We start from the raw sequence: 22499 nt of genomic DNA on the forward strand, positions 1-22499 counted from the left end.
ATCGGATTTTTCACTTATCAGATTGACCGATCACATGTTGGCTCTATGTGAGATCAGTCATCGGCCATGCTGACGGCTTAAGCCCGTTTTTCCTCAAGCCATGCCCCCTGGCTCTGCATCTCGAACAGCTGGGCATAATGACCGCCAAGAGCCATCAGTTCACTGTGGCAGCCCCGCTCGTTCACCTGACCGCGGGAGAGCAGCAGGATCTCGTCCGCATCGACAATGGTCGAAAGTCGGTGAGCGATGGCGATGGTGGTGCGGCCACGACGCGCCGCAGAGATCGCCTGTGACAGCGCCAGCTCGGTCTGGGAGTCCACACTGGCGGTTGCTTCGTCCAGGATGAGGATGCGCGGATCTCCCACCAGCGCGCGGGCGAACGAGAGCAACTGACGCTGACCGGCGGAGAGGTTCTTGCCCCCCTCCTCCATCAGGGTGTTGATCCCCTCCGGCAAGCTGCGAACAAACTCGGCCAGCTGTACCTCGCTCAGTGCTTGCCAAAGCCGCCCCTCATCGATGCCAGCGCGGCCAAGACGCAGGTTCTCCGCCAGAGTACCGACGAAGATAAAGGGATCTTGCTGCACCAGTCCGATAGTGCGGCGCACCGCGGCCAACGATAGCGTCTCTAGCGAGTGATCATCAAAACGGATCGCTCCTTGGTCTAGCGGATAGAAGCCCATCAGCAGACTGATGATGGTGGACTTGCCGCTGCCGGTATGGCCCACCAGCGCCAACATCTGACCGGGTCGCGCAGCAAAACTGACCTGTCGCAACACCTGTTGCTGACCATCATAGGAAAAAGTCACCTTATCAAAGCAAACCCGTCCTTGCAGTTCCTGATGCGCGCCATCGGTACTTTCACGCGGCTCATCGAGCAGGGCAAACACCCGCTCCCCCGCCACCATCGCCTGCTGCAGCTGGTTGAGCTGGTTGGTCATCTCGATCAAGGGCTCGATCATCCGCCCCAGATAGCTGATAAAGGCATAAAGCACCCCCACCTGAATGGCCCCTTCTGCACTTAATCCCTCTTTGGCAAACAACGCCAGCAAACCGATCAGCACCATCATGTAAAACATGTCGATCAGCGGGCGTAGCAGGATGCCATTGATCTTGAGACTCTTGAGCCGGGCCGACCAGTGTTGCTGGTTAACCTCGGCAAAGGCGTTGGCGAAATGACGTTCTTGTACCATCGCCTGGATCACCGGCATTCCCTGCAGCGACTCGTTAAGGCGACTGTTGATATCGGACAGCAAACTACGGGTCACTCGTACCACCGGCACACTCAACTTCTGATAAAGCCACATCACAGCCATTACCGCTGGCAGCAAGGTCGCACAAACCAGCATCAAGCGCAGATCCAGCAATGCCATTGAGATGAGAATGCCGCACAGCAGCACCACCTTTTGCACCAGCATCCCGATCACCTGCACATAGAGGTTCATGATGGCTTCAGTGTCATTGGTGATCCGGGAGATGAGGGAACCCGAGCGATGCTGGTCAAAATAGCGAACCGGCAACCGGATGGCAGTAGCAAACACCTGCTCGCGCAAGGTCTGCACCACCGCCTGGGCGATGCGGTTAAAGCGCAGTGATTGCAAATAGAAACCCGCCGCAGAGAGTACCTGCAAGGCCAGATAACCGGCAGCAATCGCGCCGATGGCTGGCCACACAATATTGCGCGGTGCCAGATAGTCATCGATGAAGGCCTTGATCAGCAGTGGCCCTGCCACTTCAGCGCCCGTTGCCAGTAGCAGGCAGATGCCAGCTTGGATCAGCCAACGCGGATAACGGGCACAGTACCCCAGCAGCCGTTTGATAGTCGGGTTCACAGGCTCTCCTCCACGTCTTGCTCCAGACGCTGGTAGCGCACCATGTCAGCATACCAGCCATCATGTGCAATCAGCTCCTGATGACTACCCCGCTCACTGATCATCCCTTGATCCAATACCAATATCTCGTCGGCCTGTTCCACCGCCGTCATCCGGTGGCTAATCAGGATCAAAGTGCGATCATGGGCCTTCAGCGCATGAAGGATCTGCTGCTCGGTGTGAGCATCTACCGCTGACAGCGCATCATCAAGTACCAGGATCGGTACCTCCAGCAGCAGGGCGCGGGCAATGGCGAGCCGCTGTTTCTGACCACCGGAGAGGGTGACGCCCTTCTCCCCCACCTCGGTTTCATACCCCTTGGGGAAACGCACGATATCATCATGGACACTGGCGATACGCGCCACCCGTTCGACCTCCTCACGACTGGCCTGTGGTTTGCCAAGAGCGATGTTAGCCGCAATGGTGGTTGAGAACAGGAACGGCTCTTGCGGCACATAGGCAAACTGGCTACGCAATACCCCCAACGACAGCTGCTCAATAGTCACGCCACCCATCACTATCTGGCCCGCTGTGGGATTGGCAAGGCGCATCAACAGCTTGAGCAAGGTGCTCTTGCCAGCACCGGTGCGTCCCACCACCCCGAGCATACCGTTCCGTTGCAGGGTAAAATCCACATCCTGCAGCAGGGTGCGTTGCTCCAGCCGATAGCTCACCGCCTCGACATGAAGGGGAAACGCTGCAATAAACGCCGTTGGATGAGCAGGTTCTTCAATGTCGCTGCGTTCGCCAAGCAGGCTCTCGATGCGGGAATAGGCAGCACTGCCCCGTTCGATGATGTTGAACAACCAGGCGATGGCAAACATCGGCCAAATCAGCTGGCCAAGATACATGGTGAAGCTGGTGAGCTGCCCCAGGGTCAGTTCATCTTGCAATACCAGCGCACTCCCCCCCGCCACCGCAAGAAAGTAAGAGCAACCGATACAGAGATAGATAACCGGATCAAACTTGGCATCGATACGGGCTACCGCCATGTTGCGATCCCCGGCCTGCCTTGTCAGCTCGGCAAAGCCTTCATCTTCAAGGGACTCGACCGCGTAGGATTTGAGCACCCGCACGCCGGAAAGGGCTTCCTGGGTCTTGTTGTTGAGCTTGGAAAAAGTCCCCTGCGCCGCCTTGAACTGGGTGTAGATCTGAGTGCCGAAACGGTTCATGAAATAGGCCATCACCGGCAGCGGTAACAACGAGAGCAGCGTCAATTGCCAGGAGTACTGGCTGCACATGATGGAGAGCACCAGCACCCCGACCATGATGGAGTCCACCAGCGTCAGCACCCCTTCACCGGCAGTCATCTCAACCGCCTGAATATCGTTGGTAGCATGGGCCATCAGATCGCCGGTACGGTGGCGCTGATAAAAATCGGGGCTCATGCGGGTGAAATGGCTGAACAGCCGATTACGCAAGACATAGGCCAGCCGGTATGAAGCGCCAAACAGCATCACCCGCCAGACGTAACGCAGCAGATAAATCAGCAGGCCAAGACCAAACAACCCCGCCAGATAACGCATCAAAGTGCCATTATCGAGCTCTCCCCTGGTGATGCCATCCACCACCCAGCCCACCACTTTAGGGGGGATCACCGTCAACAGGGCCACCATCAGCAGCAGGGAGATGGCGGCCAGATAGCGAGGCCACTGCTCCTTGAAAAACCAGCTCAATCGTAAAAAAACGCTCACACCACCAACCTTTAGCGTTATCTGTCGGTGACCACTCGTCAGAGCAGCCGCCAGGCAAGCCACGCAAACTGAGAAAAATGAAAACAATCGCCTCCAACTGGAGGCGATTAGAATGAAAGCTCATCATATCCTGAACCGGCATGGTTGAGAATAATTACTATTTAATTCACTGTGACATGTGATCATCCCCTGATGAATAGGGATTATGCGAATTATCATGCTGCTCACCTGTGAGCAAAAAGTGCGACACCTCTTCCCGCGTCTGACCAAATACGTATTGCAACTGCTCCAGATCCACCTCGTTCAGCACCTCTTTTTGCCTTAAACGCCACTCCAAATCTCCGCTGACCATCTGCAAGCGAACCGCTGAGATGTTAGCCGACACCCCCTTGAGGGTATGCAACAACTTGCTGGCCACCTCGGGTTGCTGACTGCGCAAAGCGGAGCGGATCTCCCACAGATCGTCCTTATGCTCCGACATGAACAACTTGAACAGGATCTGCAACGCCTCCTTGTCCTGCTCCAACCGTTTGAGGGCCTCCTGCAAATCGAGGATATCCATCTGATCGGGTGGCCTGACCTCCACCAGTCCAGTCCGTGCAAAGTCTTGTGGTTTTACCCACTGTAGCAAGTTGTTATAGAGTTCCAGCTTGCTCACCGGTTTGGTGACATAGCCATTCATCCCAACACCCAGACAACGATCCTTATCGCCAGGCATAGCGCTGGCGGTGAGGGCAATAATGGGCACATCGTGCTTGTCGACCATTTTGCGGATCTGGCGCGTGGCATCGAGACCATCCAGCACCGGCATCTGCAGATCCATCAGGATCACATCAAAAGGTTGCTCCGCAACCCGCTCTACTGCTTCCCGACCATTACTCACCACACAGACCTTTGCATCAACCCGACGCAGATACTCCATGATCAGCTGTTGATTGACCCGATTATCTTCGGCCAGCAACACCCGGGTACCTTGCAACAAGGATTTAAAATGCTGTTGATCCCCCTGCACCTCCGCCTTGCGCAGATGCTGATCGTAGGAGCTGCCGTTGAGCACCTCATCCACCTTGGCCAATAACCCATTTTCGGTCATCGGTTTGGACAGAAAATGGGTCAACCCCATACTGTCCATTCTGGCGTGCAACCCTTCCCTCGCCCAGGCACTGATCATCAGGATAGGGATCTGCCGCCACAAGCTATGCTGATACATCTCCAGTGCCAGATCGAGCCCGTCTTCCTGGCCCATGCGCCAGTCGAGAATCGCCAGACGCAGGTTTTGCCCCTCTTCCCATAACACCTGACGGGCACGAGAAAGGCTGTTGACTGGCAATACCCGCACTCCGGCACGCGTCAGGATGTCACGGGCGAGATCCAATACCAGCTCATTGTCATCCATCACCATCACTAGCGGCTGGTGCTCAAAGAATACCCGGTGCCCGGATACACCATACGCCGCCGTTGCCATCGGAATATCAAACTGAAACCGCGAACCAACGCCGGATTTGCTCTGTACGGTGATTTTCCCCCCCATCAGTTCCACCAGGCGCTGGGAGATATTGAGCCCCAAACCAGAACCACCATATTTACGGGTATTGCCCGCCTCCAGCTGGGTAAAGGCCTGAAACAACTGAGTCTGTTTCTCCTCGGCAATACCAATTCCGGTATCCCGCACACTGAAGCTGACCCTCATCGGATGAGCATTGACCAGCTGGATGGAGACTTCGACCTCACCACGCTCGGTAAACTTGATGGCATTGTTAACAAGGTTGACCAGCACCTGTCCCAGCCGCAGGGGATCCCCACGCAAGAAGACCGGCACCTCCGGCGACTTGCGAATGATCACCTCCACATGTTTGCGCTCTGCCAGATCGGCAAACATGCCCGCCAGAGAATCGAGCTGCTCGCTGAGATCGAAGTCGATCTCTTCGAGGGTCAGCTTGCCGGACTCCACCTTGGTCAGATCAAGGATGTCATTGATAAGCAGCAGCAAGGTGTCGGAGGAGGATTTGATCTTGCCCAGATAGTCCCGTTGTTGCTGATCCAGTTCGGTCTGCAGTGCCAGCGAACTGAAGCCAATGATGGCGTTCATGGGAGTGCGGATCTCGTGGCTCATGTTGGCCAGAAAATCGCTCTTGGCCTGGGCCAGCAGGCCCGTATGGCGCGACAATTCACTCAGCTTATGATTACGGCGCCACAGGGTATAAGCGACCAGACCAAAGCAGATTAACGCACCGCCCAACACCATCAGATAGAAGCGATTCATCAAGGCGGTGGCGCGCTCCAGCTTGTCGGTCTTCCAGCTGATAAGACTATCAACCACATGCATGTCGATGAGCCGATAACGTAGGGTGTGATACGCGACCACCTGCTGGCTCATGTCCTTACTCAGGCGGATCAGCGCGGTAACCCCCGGCTCACTACCATAACGGGATTGCAGCTGTTGTTGCAGCAGCGCCAGCTGCTGTTGCTCATTTTTATCCCAGCTACGCTGCAAATAGTTGGTCAGCTGTACCAGCTCAGCTACATCGCGTTGTAGTGCGCTGTCTGACTGAGTGATCTCGCGCATTTTGATCGCCTGGGCCTGCAGTGGCGACTCGAGATATTCAATGGCCATCTCCATGGCGTGGAGTTTGGACAACTCCATCAGATAAACATCCATATCCGCCAGCAGCGCTTGCGACAAAGGGTCTTGCTCAGCGGCAGGATCGCTGCGGATGTGGCGAACAAAGCCGTCAAGGATGATGGATAACTGGCCGAGGCGCTGCTGGATATTACTGTCGTTGGCCTGCTCCCGCCCAAGCAGATAGACGGTATCGGCGTTGATCCTGTTTAGCACCACCTCTGCCGTGCTATTGAGCTCCTTCACCTGCTGTTGTTGACTGAGCAACTGCCAGCAGTAACCTGAAAAAGCGAGCAACAAGGCTGTGATCAGCACTGCCACAACACGGTTCTTCCGTGATCCTTTTTTCATCCCGTCTCGGCTCTCATCTGGTGGTCGCTGAATTATCCGGTTGGGCGATAAACCCTGGGGAATTATCCACTCCCGCCGGCCACTGTGTTACCGTTATTTCACTGTAACCTTGCTGTTGTTTCATTCTGCCCCCCATCATATCTGCGGCCAGAGCCGATCTTGAAGGAGCCAATTATGTCATTTATCACTACTTATTGTAGCCACTGCTTTACCAGAAACCGCCTGCCTGTCACCCATATCGACACATCAGCCAAATGCGGCCATTGCAAGGCGCCGGTGTTCAGCCAGACCCCAATCCTTGGACGATCAGATCAATTTGATACCCTGATCAACTCCGATATTCCGGTAGTGGTCGATTTCTGGGCCAGCTGGTGCGGCCCCTGCCAGCAGTTTGCACCGGTATTTCATGAGGTGGCGCACGAGTTAGAGCCCCGAATGCGCTTTGTCAAAGTAGATACCGAGCAGCAGGCCGCCATTGCAACCCGTTACGCCATTCGCAGCATTCCCACCTTGATAGTATTCAAGCAGGGCAACATCGTGGATCAGATAAACGGTTCGCTTCCCAAGAGTATGTTCAAGCAGTGGTTGGAACAGTTCATTGATGTTTGATTTATGCTGCGCATATGTTTTATTCATGTTTAATTTCGCGCATTTTTATCAATCACTCTGTGAGTCGTGACTGATTTTGAGTAATGCAACCTGTTTCAAACAGGTGAACAGATGTAACCTCGGCAACACAAAAACAACCATAAATTAACCGAGAGAACATTATGCACACATCGGCTGTACCCTCTGCACCATCTCGCTGGCTGGACATCAAATCAGGGATCGTCATCCTGGATGTCCTGCTACTTTGTGCCATGCTGGCCTGGCTCCCGTTTGATCCCATGGTCAACAAGGGGCTGGGCATTCTGGTCTTTATCGCCATCCTCTGGCTGACCGAAGCGCTGCACGTCACCATCACCGCCCTGCTGGTGCCCCTGCTTGCCACCGTGCTCGGGGTGTTTGACATGAGCAAATCCCTCACCGACTTTGCCAACCCGATCCTGTTCCTGTTTTTTGGCGGTTTCGCCCTCGCGGCCGCCCTCTCCAAACAGGGACTGGATACCCTGATGGCAGGCAAAGTGATGCACATGGCCAATGGCCATCTGGGTTGGGGCGTCATCCTGCTCTTTACCATTACTGCCGCCATGTCGATGTGGATCAGCAACACCGCCACCACCGCCATGATGCTGCCACTGGCTATCGGTATGCTGGCTCGCCTCGATAGCAAAAAAGATCGCGCAACCTTCGTATTCGTACTGCTGGGGATCGCCTACAGCGCCAGTATCGGTGGCATCGGCACCCTGGTGGGCAGCCCGCCCAACGCCATCGCTGCCGCCCAGATGGGGATCGGCTTCACCGACTGGATGAAGTTCGGTATTCCGGTGGTGCTGATCCTGATGCCCTGCGGCATTGCCCTGCTCTATCTGGTGACCCGCCCGCAGCTCAACCACCGCGTCGAGATCCAGGATGTCACCATCAGCTGGACCCGCGAGCGCAAAGTCACCCTGGCTATCTTCCTGACCACAGTGGTGCTGTGGATCGGCTCGCAGCCCATCTCTAACGCCTTTGGCGGCATCCCACAACTCGACACCTTGATTGCCATGGGCGCCATCATTGCCATCGTGGTCAGCCGCGTCGCCAGTTGGGACGACGTCAACCAGAACACCGACTGGGGAGTACTGATGCTGTTTGGCGGCGGCTTGACCCTAAGCGCCATACTCAAAGCCACTGGCACCAGCGCCTTTCTGGCTGCACACCTGTCGGCCGTGCTCTCCCATGCCAATATCTTCGTGATCCTGCTGATGCTGGCGGCCTTCGTGGTGTTTTTGACTGAACTGGTCTCCAACACTGCCACCGCTGCCCTGCTGATCCCGCTGTTCGCCGGTGTGGCCGAGGCGCTAGGAGTCTCCCCCATCGTGATGGCGGTATTGATCGCTATCGGTGCCTCCTGCGCTTTTATGTTGCCGGTCGCCACGCCACCCAATGCCATCGTCTTTGCCAGCGGCCATATTCGCCAGAAAGAGATGATGAAAGCCGGTATGGCCCTCAACGTAGTCTTTACCGTGTTGCTCGCACTGCTGGCCTATTTTGTCGGTGATATCCTCTGATCACCTGTTACGCCAAAACAAAAAGCCCTCGCAGTGCGAGGGCTTTTTCATATCCAGTGGTTAATCAACCCGCAACATTGCAACTCTTCAGGTTCCAAATCCGATCCACATAGTCCTGAATGGATCGGTCGGAGTTGAACTTGCCCATGGTGGCCGAGTTGATGATTGCCTTCTTGGCCCACAGCGCAGGATCCCGATACCAGGTATCGATCAGCTTGTGTGCCTCTGAGTAGGACTGGAAGTCCGCCAAGGCCAGGTAAGGGTCTCCCCCTTCCAGCAAGGAGCGCTTGATGGAGGCCAACTCACCCGGACGACCAGGTGTGAAGTAGTCGGTATCAAACCAGTCCAGCACGGCTTTGAGCTCTGAGTTGGCATAGTAGAAGTCGTACGGGTTGTAACCGCGCGCTTTCAACGACTTCACCTCGTCGACCGTCAGACCAAAAATGGCACAGTTTTCGGCACCCGCCTCTTCAGCGATCTCGATGTTAGCGCCGTCCAGCGTACCTATGGTGATCGCACCGTTGAGCGCCATCTTCATGTTGCCGGTGCCAGAAGCCTCATAACCTGCAGTGGAGATCTGCTCGGAGACATCGGCCGCCGGGATCAGTTTCTCCGCAAGGCTGACGCGGTAGTTCGGCATGAACACCACTTTCAGCTTGCCCTGGATACGGGTGTCGTTATTGACCCGATCCGCCAACTTATTGATGGCATAGATGATGTCTTTGGCCAGTTTGTAACCGGGGGCGGCCTTGGATCCGAAAATGAACACCCGCGGATGCATGTCATAGTCCGGGTTGGCCAGCAGGCGACGATACAGCGCCATGATGTGGATAAGGTTCAGCTGCTGGCGCTTGTATTCGTGCAGACGCTTGATCTGGATGTCAAAGATCGCCTCGGCGCTGACATCAATGCCTGTCTCTGCCTTGATAACCTTGACCAGTTTCTCCTTGTTATGACGCTTGATGGTCATAAACTGCTGCTGAAACGCCTTGTCATCTGCAAACTTCGCCACCCCACGCAGTTTGTCCAGTTGCAGCGGCCACTCTTTGCCAACCACTTCGGTATACAGCCCGGCCAGCTCAGGGTTACAAGCCAACAGCCAGCGACGCGGTGTCACCCCGTTGGTGACATTGCACAGCTTCTGAGGCCACAGCTCGGCATACTCGGGGAAGAGGTCCTCTTTCACCAGTTTGGAGTGGATCTCGGCTACGCCGTTCACTTTGGAAGAGCCGACCACACAGAGATTGCCCATCCGTACCTTGCGCACACTCCCCTCTTCGATGATGGAGAGCTTGGCCTTGATGACATCATTGCCTGGCCACTTGGGCTCGACCTGCTCGCTCAGGAAACGGGCGTTAATCTCGTAAATCACTTCCAGATGACGGGGCAACACCTTCTCAAACAAACTGACTGACCACTTCTCCAGCGCTTCAGGCAGCAAAGTGTGGTTGGTGTAGGAGAACACCTGATAGCAGATGGCCCAAGCGGCCTCCCAGTTCAGATCTTCCTCGTCCACCAGTACCCGCATCAGTTCGGGGATAGCCACCGCCGGATGAGTATCGTTGAGCTGAATGGCAATTTGCGCGGCAAAGTTGCTGAAATCAGCGCCATGCACCCGCTTGTAGCGGCGCATGATGTCCTTGATGGAGCAGGCGCAGAAGAAGTACTGCTGGATCAAGCGCAGCTCTTTGCCCGCATCGGTATCATCGTTCGGATAGAGCACCTTGGAGATAGTCTCTGCCTGGGCTTTTTCAGCCTGAGAGTCGATGTAACCACCGGCGTTGAATACGTCCCAGTCGAAAAACTCGGATGCGCGGGATTCCCACAGGCGCAAAATGTTGACCGTGTTACCGCCAAATCCGACGACAGGGATATCCCAAGGCACCCCTTTGATCTTGCGACCGGCATGCCATACTTTTTTCAGGCCACCCTTGTCACCGAATACAGTCTCCACATAGCCGTAGAGCGGGATCTCTTGAACGGATTCCGGTCGGCAAATTTCCCAAGGGTTACCGTATTCACGCCAGGAGTCCGGACGCTCGATCTGACGGCCATCCTGGATCTCCTGACGAAACAGACCATGTTCGTAATGGAGTCCATAGCCGACCGCCGGATAGTTAAGGGTTGCCAGCGAATCGATAAAGCAGGCAGCCAGACGACCCAGGCCGCCGTTGCCGAGGGCCATGTCGGGCTCTTGCTCGCAAAGGTCGGTCAGCTCCAGACCGAGCTCACCCAGCGCCTCTTCACAAGCCTTGTACAGGGAGAGGTTGTGCAGGTTGTTGGAGGTCAATCGTCCCATCAGGAATTCAGCAGAGAGATAGTGAATGGCACGAGTATCTTTCTTGAAGTGAGTCTGCTGAGTGCGGGTCAGGCGCTCGTACACCTGTTCATTGACGGCCGCAGCAGTGGCTTTCCACCACGCTTCGGGGGAGGCTTTCTGTTCGCTTGTTCCCAAGGTAGAACGCAGGTGACGCACGATACTCGCCTTGAGCTGATCTTTATCCAGTTGGAGATCCTGGTCTGTCTTCTTCTTGGTAGCCATAAACCATATTCCTTCGTTACAAATAAAATTGTTATCCCGCTTGCGGGACCGGCGCTGTTGTTATCTCAAAATATGTACCGGCGTGAGAATACTAACTAAAGCGGCAGAATTAAAAGTTAACGCAAGTCACACTTTAACCGATAAAAACAGCCTGAAAAGCTTGAAAACCCTTTCCTTTAACTGATTGTGGAAAAACAAACATAACCTTAATTATCAATAGCTTATAAAGTAAATGAAAATATTATGGCATGAATAGGTTTTCAGAGATTGCCAAGCCTTGAAAATCCCTGAAAATAGACATCAAGATGGCGCATTGAAACCGATTTCAATGCGCCTTAAAAATTACCGTATAAATATGAAGCAATCATTGCACCCTCAGAGATGTGCCTTGAACTGATTGCTCAATGGATCGTAATGGTACCCAATCTGATCCAGACGTCCTGCCAATTGGGCTTCACTCATATCGTAATAGGCCAGCAGCTCCTCCAGCCCATCACACTCCAGTCTCAGTTTTTCATTAATGATACCCAGCAAGATGTTGGCATCCAGACGCTGCAAGGTACTTATATCCATAGCGGCACCTCCCTTTAAATGGCCTGTATAACCATGGGCGGTGCAGCGCCATTTGTCCATAGAGCAAAAAACACACGGCGTGGTTTTTATAAAAAACCTTTAAAAACAACATCGTGAGTAAAACCCGTGCCAACCCCATCACAGATTTCAGCAAAAACACCTTGTCACTACCGCAGGATAGAACTACTGTATACACATACAGCTTGGACATTCATACAGGAATTGAACTATGAACCAGCCTCTGCACTCACTGCCGTTTGCGATGAACCGTGCCATGAGTAACCCATGGCCAACCAGAACCGCTTGCAAAGCGGAATCTGCTCACTATGGCGTGACGATCAAGTCTGATGATCAGTTTCTGACTGAATTGGCCAAGCTAGGCAACACTCACGCCGGCTGGATCTTGCTGATAGCACCACCGGGGCGCCCCACCGCTGTGCGGCTGCAAGAGCAAGGCATAGATCCCAAAAGGGTACTGGTAGTACACAGCCCTAAAATCAAGAACTGGCAACAGACTCTGGAGCGCTGTCTGGGCAACGGCCACTGTGCCGCCGTGTTTACCTGGCTCCCCGAGCAGATCGAGCTGGATCACGCCAAGCTGCAACGTCTGGGACAACAATCTGGTGTGCTGACTCGTTTCTTTGGCACACAACGAAGCAGCCCAATCACACCCCTACTTGCCTATGCAGAGCAGGACATCTATCTCAATCATTAAGGCACGGTCACCCCATAGACACATCAAGATGATCCGCCGCAATTTGACACCATGGCAGCTATTTTGCCGTCATTATGACCCTCTTCTTGAAATTGTGAGTCACACAGGGTATAACCACGCGCTTTATCAGGTGAATTAAGTGAGCGGCATCATGCAAGCCCCCTTTTGGCAGACCAAGAGTCTGCAGCAGATGACTGAGTCCGAATGGGAATCCCTCTGCGACGGTTGTGGCAAATGCTGCCTCAACAAGCTTATCGATGAAGATACCGACGAGCTGGTGTTCACCAATGTCGCCTGTAACCTGCTCAACACCAAGACCTGTCAGTGCTCTGACTATACCAATCGTTTCAAAAAAGAGCCTGATTGCCTGCAGATCACCCATGACAAGATTGCCGAATATGACTGGCTGCCCTCTAGTTGCGCCTATCGTTTGCTAGCAGAAGGTGACACCCTGCCACAGTGGCATCCTCTGCTGACGGGCAGTCGCTCCGCGATGCATCAGGCAGGTCAATCTGTACGTGGCAAGGTCATTCACGAGGAGCAGGCAGGTGAATGGATTGATCACATCATCACCTGGGCCAGCTGACACGCTCCCCCCTATTTTCATTGAGACAAGGGCTGCACATTGTGCAGCCCTTGTTGTTTCTGCAGACATGGTTTTCCGCTTCATTGAGAAGAACCCAACGCATATCTGGCAGGATCACCGTAGCCCCCTCCTTACAACACACCGGTACATTGGTAGAAGATAGCGGCAGAGAGGCAGAGGCAGAGGCAGAGGCAGAGGCAGAGGCAGAGGCAGAGGCAGAGGCAGAGGCAGAGGCAGAGGCAGAGGCAGAGGCAGAGGCAGAGGCAGAGGCAGAGGCAGAGGCAGAAAATGATCACAGAGCCGCAAGCTTATGGGTTTTGCTTTACACCCGTGATGGCGTCTCTGTTAACCCGTAAGCCTGATAAGCCAGTTCGCCGGGTCATACGCGCCACTGGCGCAGTGACAGGCAAAGCAGCCTCCCTGGGTGGCGATAGCGCGCGAATCAAGCGTGATCGCGTTACAGGTAATGCCAAGGTCAATCCTGGTGAACCGCTATGCCATAACCCTGTTCAAATACCCCATAACAACGTTTGTGATTGCGATGATGCTTGATCCTGGAAGTCTATTCCCCCTTGAATCGCACACATAAAAAAACCGGCGCCTTGGCGCCGGTTTTTACTCACTACGTCTCGATTACAGAGAAGCGGTGAAGGTACGGGTGATGACGTCTTGCTGTTGCTCTTTGGTCAAAGAGTTGAAGCGAACGGCATAACCGGATACGCGGATGGTCAACTGCGGATACTTCTCCGGGTCTTCCATGGCGTCCAGCAGCATTTCACGGTTCATCACGTTAACGTTCAGGTGCTGACCACCTTCCAGGTTGGCTTCGTGATGGAAGTAACCATCCATCAGGCCAGCCAGGTTGGCTTTCTGGGATTCCATATCTTTACCCAGTGCGTTCGGTACGATGGAGAAGGTATAGGAGATACCATCTTTCGCGTAAGCAAACGGCAGCTTGGCAACAGAAGTCAGGGAAGCAACAGCACCCTTCTGGTCACGACCGTGCATCGGGTTTGCACCTGGGCCGAACGGAGCACCAGCGCGACGGCCATCCGGGGTGTTACCGGTCTTCTTGCCATATACCACGTTAGAGGTGATGGTCAGAACAGACTGGGTAGCAACAGCGCCACGGTAGGTGTTGAGCTTCTGAATTTTCTTCATGAAGGTCTCAACCAGCTCACAGGCGATATCATCAACGCGCTCGTCGTTGTTACCGAACTGCGGGTACTCACCGTCGATTTCGAAGTCGATGGCTACGCCATCTTCGTCACGGATCGGCTTGACCTTGGCGTACTTGATGGCAGACAGGGAGTCAGCAGCAACAGACAGACCAGCAATACCACACGCCATGGTGCGATATACGTCACGGTCGTGCAGCGCCATCAGTGAGGCTTCGTAGCTGTACTTGTCGTGCATGTAATGGATGATGTTCAGCGCAGCAACGTACTGCTTGGCCAGCCAGTCCATGAAGTGATCAAGACGGCTCATCACATCGTTGTAGTCGAGGAACTCGGAGGTCACCATGTCAGTCTTAGGACCAATCTGGATCTTGAGCTTCTCGTCCATACCACCGTTGATTGCATACAGCATGGTCTTGGCCAGGTTGGCACGAGCACCGAAGAACTGCATCTGCTTACCAACGATCATCGGGGATACACAGCAAGCGATGGCATAGTCATCGTTGTTGAAATCCGGACGCATCAGGTCGTCGTTCTCGTACTGAACAGAAGAGGTCTCGATAGATACCTTGGCACAGTACTTCTTGAAACCGACCGGCAGCTTCTCGGACCACAGGATGGTCAGGTTTGGCTCAGGAGACGGGCCCATGGTGTACAGGGTGTTCAGCATACGGAAGCTGTTCTTGGTGACCAGAGTACGGCCATCAACGCCCATACCAGCCAGAGTCTCGGTAGCCCACATCGGGTCGCCAGAGAACAGTGAATCGTATTCCGGGGTACGCAGGAAGCGAACCATACGCAGCTTCATGACCATGTGGTCCATCAGCTCCTGGGCTTCTTGCTCAGTGATCACGCCTTTCTGCAGGTCACGCTCGATGTACACGTCCAGGAAGCTGGAGGTACGACCGAAGGACATGGCAGCGCCGTTCTGGGACTTGACTGCCGCCAGGTAGGCGAAGTAGGTCCACTGTACAGCTTCTTTGGCATTCTTGGCCGGAACGGATATATCACAACCGTACTTGGCAGCCATGACCTTCATCTGTGCCAGGGCACGATGCTGCTCGGAGATCTCTTCGCGCAGACGGATGGTGGCTTCCAGGTTGACGCCGTTTTCCAGGTCAGCTTGCAGGGACTTGAACTGGGCCAGTTTGTCGGCCATCAGGAAGTCGATACCGTACAGGGCAACACGACGGTAGTCACCGATGATACGGCCACGGCCGTAGGCATCAGGCAGACCGGTGATAACACCAGACTTACGGCAGTTCAGGATGTCTTTGGTGTAAACGTCAAACACGCCCTGGTTGTGAGTCTTGCGGTACTCGGTAAAGATCTTCTCGACCATCGGGTCAAGTTGACGACCGTACACTTCGCAAGAAGTTTTAACCATCTTGATACCGCCGTTGGCGATGATGGCGCGCTTCAGCGGCTTGTCAGTCTGCAGACCAACGATCTGCTCCAGGCTCTGATCGATATAACCGGCATCGTGTGCGGTAATGGTGGAGGGCATATCAGTATCAAAATCGACCGGCGCATGAGTGCGGTTTTCGATTTTGATGCCTTCCATGACCTTGTCCCACAGCTTGGCGGTTGCGTCGGTCGCTCCAGCCAGGAAGGACTCATCACCTTCATACGGGGTGTAGTTCTTCTGGATGAAGTCACGGGCGTTGACAGAAGTCTGCCATTCACCGGCCGCGAAGCCTTCCCATGCTTTTTGGAACTGTTCGTTAAGTTCTGCCATTTTTCATTACCTCACACGGTATTGATGTAGTATCCCGCAATCATCCTTAATGATGACGACGGAAGATAAACCAGTAAGTCAAACCAACCATCACGCCACCACCAATGATATTACCGATGGTGACAGGGATGAGATTGTGTAGGACAAAGTTGGATACGGTCAGATCGGCAAAGGTCGCCGGATCCTGGCCGATGGCCTGCCAAAACTCCGGGCTGGCCAGGCTATGGATAGCGATGCCCACCGGAATCATAAACATGTTTGCAATGCTGTGCTCGAAACCGGATGCCACAAACATGGCCACGGGCAGCAACATTACCATCACCTTGTCGGTGGCAGTGCGGGCCCCAAAGGCCATCCACACCGCAAGACACACCATCAAGTTACAAAGGATACCCAGCGCCACGGCTTCAAAGAAGGTGTGGTGAATTTTGTGTTGGGCCACTTTCAGGGCATTCAGCCCCCACTGACCATCTGCCGCAGTATATTGCGCTGACATGATGATGAGGCCAACCATCAGCAAACCGCCGATCAGGTTACCGAAGTAGACCAGACCCCAGTTCTTGAGCAACTGGGCCCAACTGATGCGATTGGCGGCCTTGGCCACCAGCGTCAGGGTGGTGGAGGTGAACAGCTCGGCACCGAGCAACACGCAAAGGATCAGACCCAGGGAGAAACAGAGACCACCGACCAGCTTGGCCATGCCCCAAGACATAGAGCCTGAACCTGTGGTCACTGTGATGTAAAAAATAAACGCGATGGCGATGAAAGCGCCTGCGGTAATGGCCAGTGGAATGACCTTGTATGCCGGCTTGGTGGCCTTGGCATAGGTGATATCTTCAGCCAATGCAGCGATGGCTTCTGGCTTGAGACAATCGAATGGGGATTCAGCTTTCAATTCTTATCTACCTGAATGTTTTGCCTGTTGAAATCATAACAAAGGGCCAAATGGCCAAAATTGACATCGATCAAGTTTATCAGACTGTGAATGTAATTTTACTACAAATATTTTAGTGCAACGGCTGCGCCAGTTTACACCAGGTTTCAGCTGAAACAGAAATGCTGTGTGTTTAATTTAATGATTTCAAACAATTTATTACCATGCACGTAAAGATGATATTGGCAAGATATCTTTGCAGCTCGACAGCACATCCCCTGCCCCTTCATCAACCCCATTAGGGGTATTTTTTGTTTTTTATTTCATCTTGGAATAAAAATCACCAATCTTACCGCGCGATAAACAGAAGGGGCCACACGGCCCCTCCCTCTACCACAAGGGTTACGCCCAGCTATGGGCGCGCTTGGCGTTTTGCAGCTTCTCATAAGCCGCCAGCAGCTTCTGATGCAACGGGAACTGCGACAGCGACAAGTCGGCCGCCTCCAGCCCGTGGAAGCGCGCTTCGCCACTGGCGTTGGCCCACGCCAGCGCCAGCGTCTCTTCGCCGTACATGCGGGTGAAGACGGCGCGATACTGCTCCGGATCCCGCTCTTCGTCGAGGAACAACTCGACGCAGGCACGCAGGGCGCGGTAGTAGCTGGCTCGCTCGGCAGTGAACACTGACTGGTTGAACTCCATGGTCCAGTCGATAAGATCCATGGCCGTCTCCAGCTCGCCAGCAGCCAGTGCCAGCATGGCTTTCAGCTCACCGACCCGCAGGGTGTGCAGCGCGGTGCCCTTGGCGGCAGCGATGCCCAACAGCTCGCGAACACGGGTGCGCTCGTCGTGCCCCTCTTCATCCAGTTGATCAAACAACGCCATATATTGCTCGGCATCCCACTCCAGCGATGGCAACGCCAGGATCACTTCGCGCAGGTTGGCGCCCATGTTGTTGTTGGCCAGCAGCAGATCTTCAACCGGATAGATGTCAGACATGCCCGGCACCAGAATGCGGCAGGCGTAAACCCCCAGATGCTCGTAGTCGGCGATGTAAACCGGCTGCTCCAGCTCGTGGAAGATGCCGATCAGGTGGTCGAACTCCTCTTGCGAGGTGCCACGGAAGTCCCAGTCGGCGAACTCGAAGTCTGCATCCTGCTTGAACAGATCCCAGCTGATGAGGCCCGAGGAGTCGATGAAGTGAGTCTCGAGGTTGTGGTGATCCGCCACCTGCTCGTTATCGAATGACGGCGGCACGAACACATCCAGATCTTTGAGGCCACGACCTTGCAGCAATTCGGTGACGGTGCGCTCGAAGGCCACTTCGAAGCGCGGGTGGGCGCCGAAGGAGGCAAAGCAGGTGCCGTTGCTCGGGTTGAGCAACACCACGCAGATGACCGGATAACGGCCACCCAGGGAGGCATCGAAGCTGTAAATGGGGAAACCTTCCGCTTCCAAGGCCGCGATAGGCGCGGCAATCCCCGGATAACGGGCAATCACCTCGTCCGGGATCAGCGGCAGGCTCAGGGCCTCGGCGATGATCTTGTTCTTCACGTGGCGCTCGAACACCTCGGAGAGCGCCTGGGTGCGGGCTTCGGTGCGGGTGTTGCCGGCGCTCATGCCGTTGGAGACATAGAGGTTACCGATGATGTTCATCGGGATATAGACGGTCTGGTGATCAGACTGGCGCTCGAACGGCAGGGCGACGATACCGCGCTCCTCGTTGTTTGACTGCAGATCCACCAGCATGTCAGCGGTCACTTCACCGTCCGGGTTGTAGAACTTGCGGGTGAAGCTGTCGAGCAGACCGGCCGGGAACTGATCACCCTCAATGGGGAACCACTTCTCGTTCGGGTAGTGAACGAAATCACCGTTGGCTACCTGCTCGCCCAGATAGAAATCGGCGAAGAAGTAGTTGGTAGAGAGACGCTCGAAATATTCGCCAAGGGCCGAGGCCAGCGCCGCCTTCTTGCTGGCACCCTTGCCGTTGGTGAAACAGAGGGCGCACTCCTTGTCCCGAATATGCACTGACCAGACGTTGGGTACGGGATTGAGCCAGGAGGCCTCTTCGATATCAAACCCTAAGGCTTGCAGCTTGGTCTGGAAACGGTCGATGGAGTCTTCCAGTGCCGCGTCCTTGCCGGGAATAAAAGTGTGGTCTGTCATCACTGTATCCTGATTTTTATTGGCTCATGTTTGGCCGCAGATAATAGCAGGGGTCGGCGGCTTTGGCAGGACAAAAATCAGCAAACAAGGGGGATAGCAAGGTCATCAATGAGGCGGCTCCCCGCCCCTACACCACAAACAGCGCGGGCCCGGGGATTGCCCGGGCCCGCTTGTTACGCGAAGCGATACATCGTCAGAGCTGCTTGCCCTGGCTGGCGATCACCTGGCTGTACCAGTGGAAGCTCGCTTTCTTGATCCGGCGCAGGGAACCGCCCTGTTCGTCACGCTCCACATAGACGAAGCCGTAGCGCTTCTGATAGCCGTTGAGCCAGCTCAGGATGTCGGTGAACGACCAGGCACAGTAGCCGAGCAGCTCCACCCCATCCTGCAGCGCCTCCTGGCACGCCTTGACGTGACTGCGCAGATAATCGATGCGGTACTCATCGTTTACCTTGTCGCCCGCCTCCAGCTGGTCGAACTCGCCAAGGCCGTTCTCGGTGATCATCAGCGGCAAGCCGTAACGGGAAGAGAGGCGACGCAGGGCGATGCGCATCCCGGTCGGGTCGATGGCCCAGTCCCAGTTGCTGGTCTCAAGGTGCGGGTTGGGCGCCGTCTTGAAGAGGCCGGGAATGCCGCTCGACGGCGTAGTCCCCTTCTGTCCGGTGGTGTTGATCCGCTGCAGGGTCTGACCGCCCAGGGGGTTATCGGTGTAGGTCAGGGTGTAGTAGTAGTTGACGCCAATATAGTCGGGCGTCCCCTCTCGCAGCAGCGCCAAATCGCCCGGCAGGATCTCCGGCGCCTCGCCGTTCTCCCGCAGATAGGCGAGCGCCGCCTGCGGATAGCGGCCAAAGCAGTAAGCATCGAGCCACCAGAGGTTGTTGAACTCCTCGGCGTTCTCGTAGGCCAGCATATCTTTCGGGTCGCACGACGCCGGATAGGCAGGGGAATAGGCAAAGCTCGGGCCAATCAAGCCATTCGGCACATGCTGGCGAAACGCCTTGATCACCCGGGCATTGGCCAAAAATGCGATGTGGTTGGCGGCAAAGAAGCGCTTGCGGTCCTGCACCGCAGGCGGATGGGTGCCGAGCTGATAGGCGTTGGTCAGGTTGTAGTTCTGCTCGTTGAGGGAGACCCAGTACTTCACCTTGCCGGCAAAGCGCTGATAGAGGGTCACGCAGTAGCGCTCGAAATCCTCGATGATCCGTCGGTCTTCCCAGCCGCCGTATTCGTCTTGCAGCGCTTGCGGCAAGTCCCAGTGGTAGAGAGTCAGCACCGGCTCGATCTGGTGCGCCAGCAGGGTGTCGATCAGCTTCTCGTAGAAGGCCAGCCCCGCCTCGTTCACCTCGCCGCGACCGGTGGGGTAGATGCGCGGCCAGCTCACCGAGAAGCGGTAAGCCTTAAGCCCCATCTCGGCCATCAGCGCCACGTCCTCTTCCATACGGTGGTAGTGATCCACCGCCACATCGCCGTTGCTCCCCTCAAAGGTCTTGCCCGGCAGCTTGGTGAAGAGATCCCACACCGAGGGCCCCTTGCCATCGGCATTCCAGCCCCCTTCCACCTGATAGGCGGCGGAGGCGGCGCCCCACAGAAAATCGCTCGGGAAGTCGTTGAACTTGTGGTGATGCATCTGGTGTTGCTCCTGCTGCGCTGATGGTGTCAGCCATCTTTGATAACTCGGCGCCCCCGCGTTGGGGCGCCCGAAATGAATTGGCATCAGCATCCAACACTTCTAAAATTCCGTCCAATGACAAATATGACCACTCAACATTCCCGACAGGAATGAAAGGAGCCCTGATGGAGCTACGGGATCTGAAAGCCTTCGTCACACTGGGGGAGGTACTGCATTTCGGACAGGCGGCGGTGCGCCAGCACGTTACCCAGTCGGCCCTGAGCAAACAGATAAGGCGGCTGGAGGAGGAGCTGGGCGGCGAGCTGTTCGAGCGCAACGCCAGCAGCACCCGCCTGACCGGACTGGGTAGAGCGCTGTATGAGGATGCCCGCGCGGTGGTCATCCAGAGCGAGCAGCTCTCGCGCACCGCCCGCGACGTACTGGCGGGCAATGTCGGCACCCTGCGTATCGGCTTTGGCGTCGCTACCAAGATCCTGGTGCCCGCCGCCATCGCCCGTTTTCGCGCCGAGCGGCCACAGGTGACCATCGAGCTCAACGATCTCTCCACCCACCACCAATTGCTGGCGCTCAGTGAAGGCAAGCTGGATCTCGGTTTTTGCCGCCTGCCCGCCCCCAAGGGGTGGCATGCCCTGCCGGTGGTCGAGGCCCACTTCGTCGCCGTGCTGCCCGCCAGCTACCGCGATGTGAGGGAATTGGCGGATCTGGTGGACAAACCGCTGGCGATCCTGCGGCGGGACAAGGCACCGTCGTTTTACGATCACCTGATGAACTATCTGGCCCAGAGCGGACTGCGTTTTCGCGATATCCAGTACGTCAACGACTTCGCCGCCGGGGTTGCCACCGCAGCGGCGGAGATCGCCTGGACCCTGGTCCCCTCCTCCACCACCATAGAGCACCCAGATGTACTTACCCTGCCCCTGAGAGATGGGGAAGCCTGCTGGACCATTGGGCTGATTCGTCCGCCCCACAGCAAGGGGCCATTAATAGACGCCTTCTGGGCAACCATCGCCGATATGACGCAGGGATAAACGCGCTGCTGGCAAATAGCGGATGTCAGCAGCGCATCAACGATAGCGCGCAACAATACGCGCCAACTCACCGCTTTGACGCAACTGTTGCAGTGCCCGGTTGAACTCGGCTATGCGGATATTAAAGCGGGAATGGTTGCCAATGCAGAGGTTGAACGGGGTCGATGCCAGCAGCAGCGGCACCTCAACCACCTGCCCGGACAACCCCAGTTCGTTGAGTTTGAAGCGCGCCACCAGTGGATCGGTCACCATCAAGTCGCCCCGACCCGCCGCCAGCATTTTGAAGACGTTATCGACATTGATGGTCAGATGCACGCGAAAGCCAGCCAGATTCTCCTTGCCCCAGCCGTTGCCCAGATAGTCGAGAAAGGTGAAGGTCTTGAGGTCGCTCAAGCGGCTGGCTCGCTGGAACCCCGCCATCTGGGGGTGGCCAAGCTGAGTAAATATGGTCATGACCGTCATGGTGACTGGCTCATCCACAATCAGGGTATAGCTGCGCCGCTCCCGGGTGGCGATGGTCACGAAGCCATCTGCCTGCGCCATCCGTACCATTTTTTGGGCCCGTTGCCACGGATACCCCTGATGAGTGACCCGCAGCCCCATCTGCCCCGCCACCCGATCCATCACATCGATCATCAGCCCGCGCATCTTGCCCTGCTCGTCACGCCACGAATATGGGGCAAAGTCGTCAAAGTAGGCCATTTTCAACTCGGGAGCGGGCGCTGCCAAGGCACTCTGCCACATCAACAACCCCCACAGGATTACGCTCCCCAGCCTGACTCTCAT

General features: G+C 55.6%; 16 protein-coding genes. 5 read left to right on the forward strand and 11 right to left on the reverse strand.

The window, feature by feature from the left end; all coding sequences use genetic code 11:
• Window positions 1–77: 77 nt before the first annotated feature.
• The 3 genes from CK911_RS08295 to CK911_RS08305 form a co-directional block, all read right to left on the reverse strand.
• The gene (locus CK911_RS08295) at window positions 78–1829 is read right to left on the reverse strand and encodes an ABC transporter transmembrane domain-containing protein (protein WP_098969610.1); all 1752 of its coding nucleotides are present in this window, start codon (window positions 1827–1829) and stop codon (window positions 78–80) included.
• Entirely contained in the window at window positions 1826–3562 is a 1737-nt protein-coding gene (locus tag CK911_RS08300) for an ABC transporter transmembrane domain-containing protein (protein ID WP_098969611.1), read from the reverse strand. Before CK911_RS08300 ends, CK911_RS08295 begins: the two co-directional genes overlap by 4 nt.
• Window positions 3563–3728: 166 nt before the next feature.
• Window positions 3729–6533, reverse strand: a complete 2805-nt coding sequence (locus CK911_RS08305; protein WP_098969612.1) for a response regulator — start codon at window positions 6531–6533, stop codon at window positions 3729–3731.
• Window positions 6534–6707: 174 nt separating this feature from the next.
• Here CK911_RS08305 and trxC point away from each other — a divergent pair, with 174 nt between their 5' ends.
• Window positions 6708–7142 (forward strand): thioredoxin TrxC, encoded by a 435-nt coding sequence (trxC, locus tag CK911_RS08310; protein ID WP_098969613.1) that lies wholly within the window; start codon window positions 6708–6710, stop codon window positions 7140–7142.
• Between the two features lie 161 nt (window positions 7143–7303).
• Complete coding sequence (locus CK911_RS08315) at window positions 7304–8686, forward strand: DASS family sodium-coupled anion symporter (RefSeq protein WP_068977888.1); 1383 nt, start codon at window positions 7304–7306, stop codon at window positions 8684–8686.
• Between the two features lie 64 nt (window positions 8687–8750).
• Here the strand turns inward: CK911_RS08315 and CK911_RS08320 are convergent, their stop codons facing one another.
• Entirely contained in the window at window positions 8751–11228 is a 2478-nt protein-coding gene (locus tag CK911_RS08320; RefSeq protein ID WP_068977889.1) for a glycogen/starch/alpha-glucan phosphorylase, read from the reverse strand.
• A 375-nt stretch (window positions 11229–11603) separates the two neighbouring features.
• On the reverse strand, window positions 11604–11801 hold the full coding sequence (locus CK911_RS08325; protein ID WP_042019225.1) for a DUF4250 domain-containing protein: 198 nt from the start codon (window positions 11799–11801) through the stop codon (window positions 11604–11606).
• Window positions 11802–12030: 229 nt separating this feature from the next.
• On the opposite strand from CK911_RS08325, the gene CK911_RS08330 reads away from it, so the two are divergent.
• Complete coding sequence (locus CK911_RS08330; RefSeq protein ID WP_098969614.1) at window positions 12031–12516, forward strand: cell division inhibitor; 486 nt, start codon at window positions 12031–12033, stop codon at window positions 12514–12516.
• A 151-nt stretch (window positions 12517–12667) separates the two neighbouring features.
• Window positions 12668–13102: a YcgN family cysteine cluster protein gene (locus CK911_RS08335; RefSeq protein WP_042019284.1), complete on the forward strand. Its 435-nt coding sequence runs from the start codon at window positions 12668–12670 to the stop codon at window positions 13100–13102.
• A gap of 131 nt (window positions 13103–13233) precedes the next feature.
• Here CK911_RS08335 and CK911_RS21175 read toward each other — a convergent pair whose 3' ends face one another.
• The 5 genes from CK911_RS21175 to CK911_RS08360 form a co-directional block, all read right to left on the reverse strand.
• Window positions 13234–13398: a hypothetical protein gene (locus tag CK911_RS21175; RefSeq protein ID WP_157774546.1), complete on the reverse strand. Its 165-nt coding sequence runs from the start codon at window positions 13396–13398 to the stop codon at window positions 13234–13236.
• A 337-nt stretch (window positions 13399–13735) separates the two neighbouring features.
• Window positions 13736–16018, reverse strand: coding sequence for a formate C-acetyltransferase (gene pflB / locus CK911_RS08345; RefSeq protein ID WP_042019222.1), 2283 nt, complete (start codon window positions 16016–16018; stop codon window positions 13736–13738).
• Window positions 16019–16064: 46 nt separating this feature from the next.
• On the reverse strand, window positions 16065–16913 hold the full coding sequence (gene focA / locus CK911_RS08350) for a formate transporter FocA (RefSeq protein WP_068977892.1): 849 nt from the start codon (window positions 16911–16913) through the stop codon (window positions 16065–16067).
• 381 nt (window positions 16914–17294) lie between these two features.
• Window positions 17295–19055, reverse strand: a complete 1761-nt coding sequence (ycaO, locus tag CK911_RS08355; protein ID WP_098969616.1) for a 30S ribosomal protein S12 methylthiotransferase accessory factor YcaO — start codon at window positions 19053–19055, stop codon at window positions 17295–17297.
• A 193-nt stretch (window positions 19056–19248) separates the two neighbouring features.
• On the reverse strand, window positions 19249–20682 hold the full coding sequence (locus tag CK911_RS08360) for a glycoside hydrolase family 1 protein (protein ID WP_098969617.1): 1434 nt from the start codon (window positions 20680–20682) through the stop codon (window positions 19249–19251).
• Window positions 20683–20849: 167 nt separating this feature from the next.
• Here CK911_RS08360 and CK911_RS08365 point away from each other — a divergent pair, with 167 nt between their 5' ends.
• Window positions 20850–21713: a LysR family transcriptional regulator gene (locus CK911_RS08365; RefSeq protein ID WP_098969618.1), complete on the forward strand. Its 864-nt coding sequence runs from the start codon at window positions 20850–20852 to the stop codon at window positions 21711–21713.
• A gap of 36 nt (window positions 21714–21749) precedes the next feature.
• On the opposite strand, the gene CK911_RS08370 is transcribed toward CK911_RS08365, so the two are convergent.
• Window positions 21750–22499, reverse strand: a complete 750-nt coding sequence (locus CK911_RS08370; protein ID WP_042019213.1) for an ABC transporter substrate-binding protein — start codon at window positions 22497–22499, stop codon at window positions 21750–21752.

The sequence above is a fragment of the Aeromonas sp. CU5 genome, from assembly GCF_002586745.1.
GTDB classification, from domain to species: domain Bacteria; phylum Pseudomonadota; class Gammaproteobacteria; order Enterobacterales; family Aeromonadaceae; genus Aeromonas; species Aeromonas sobria.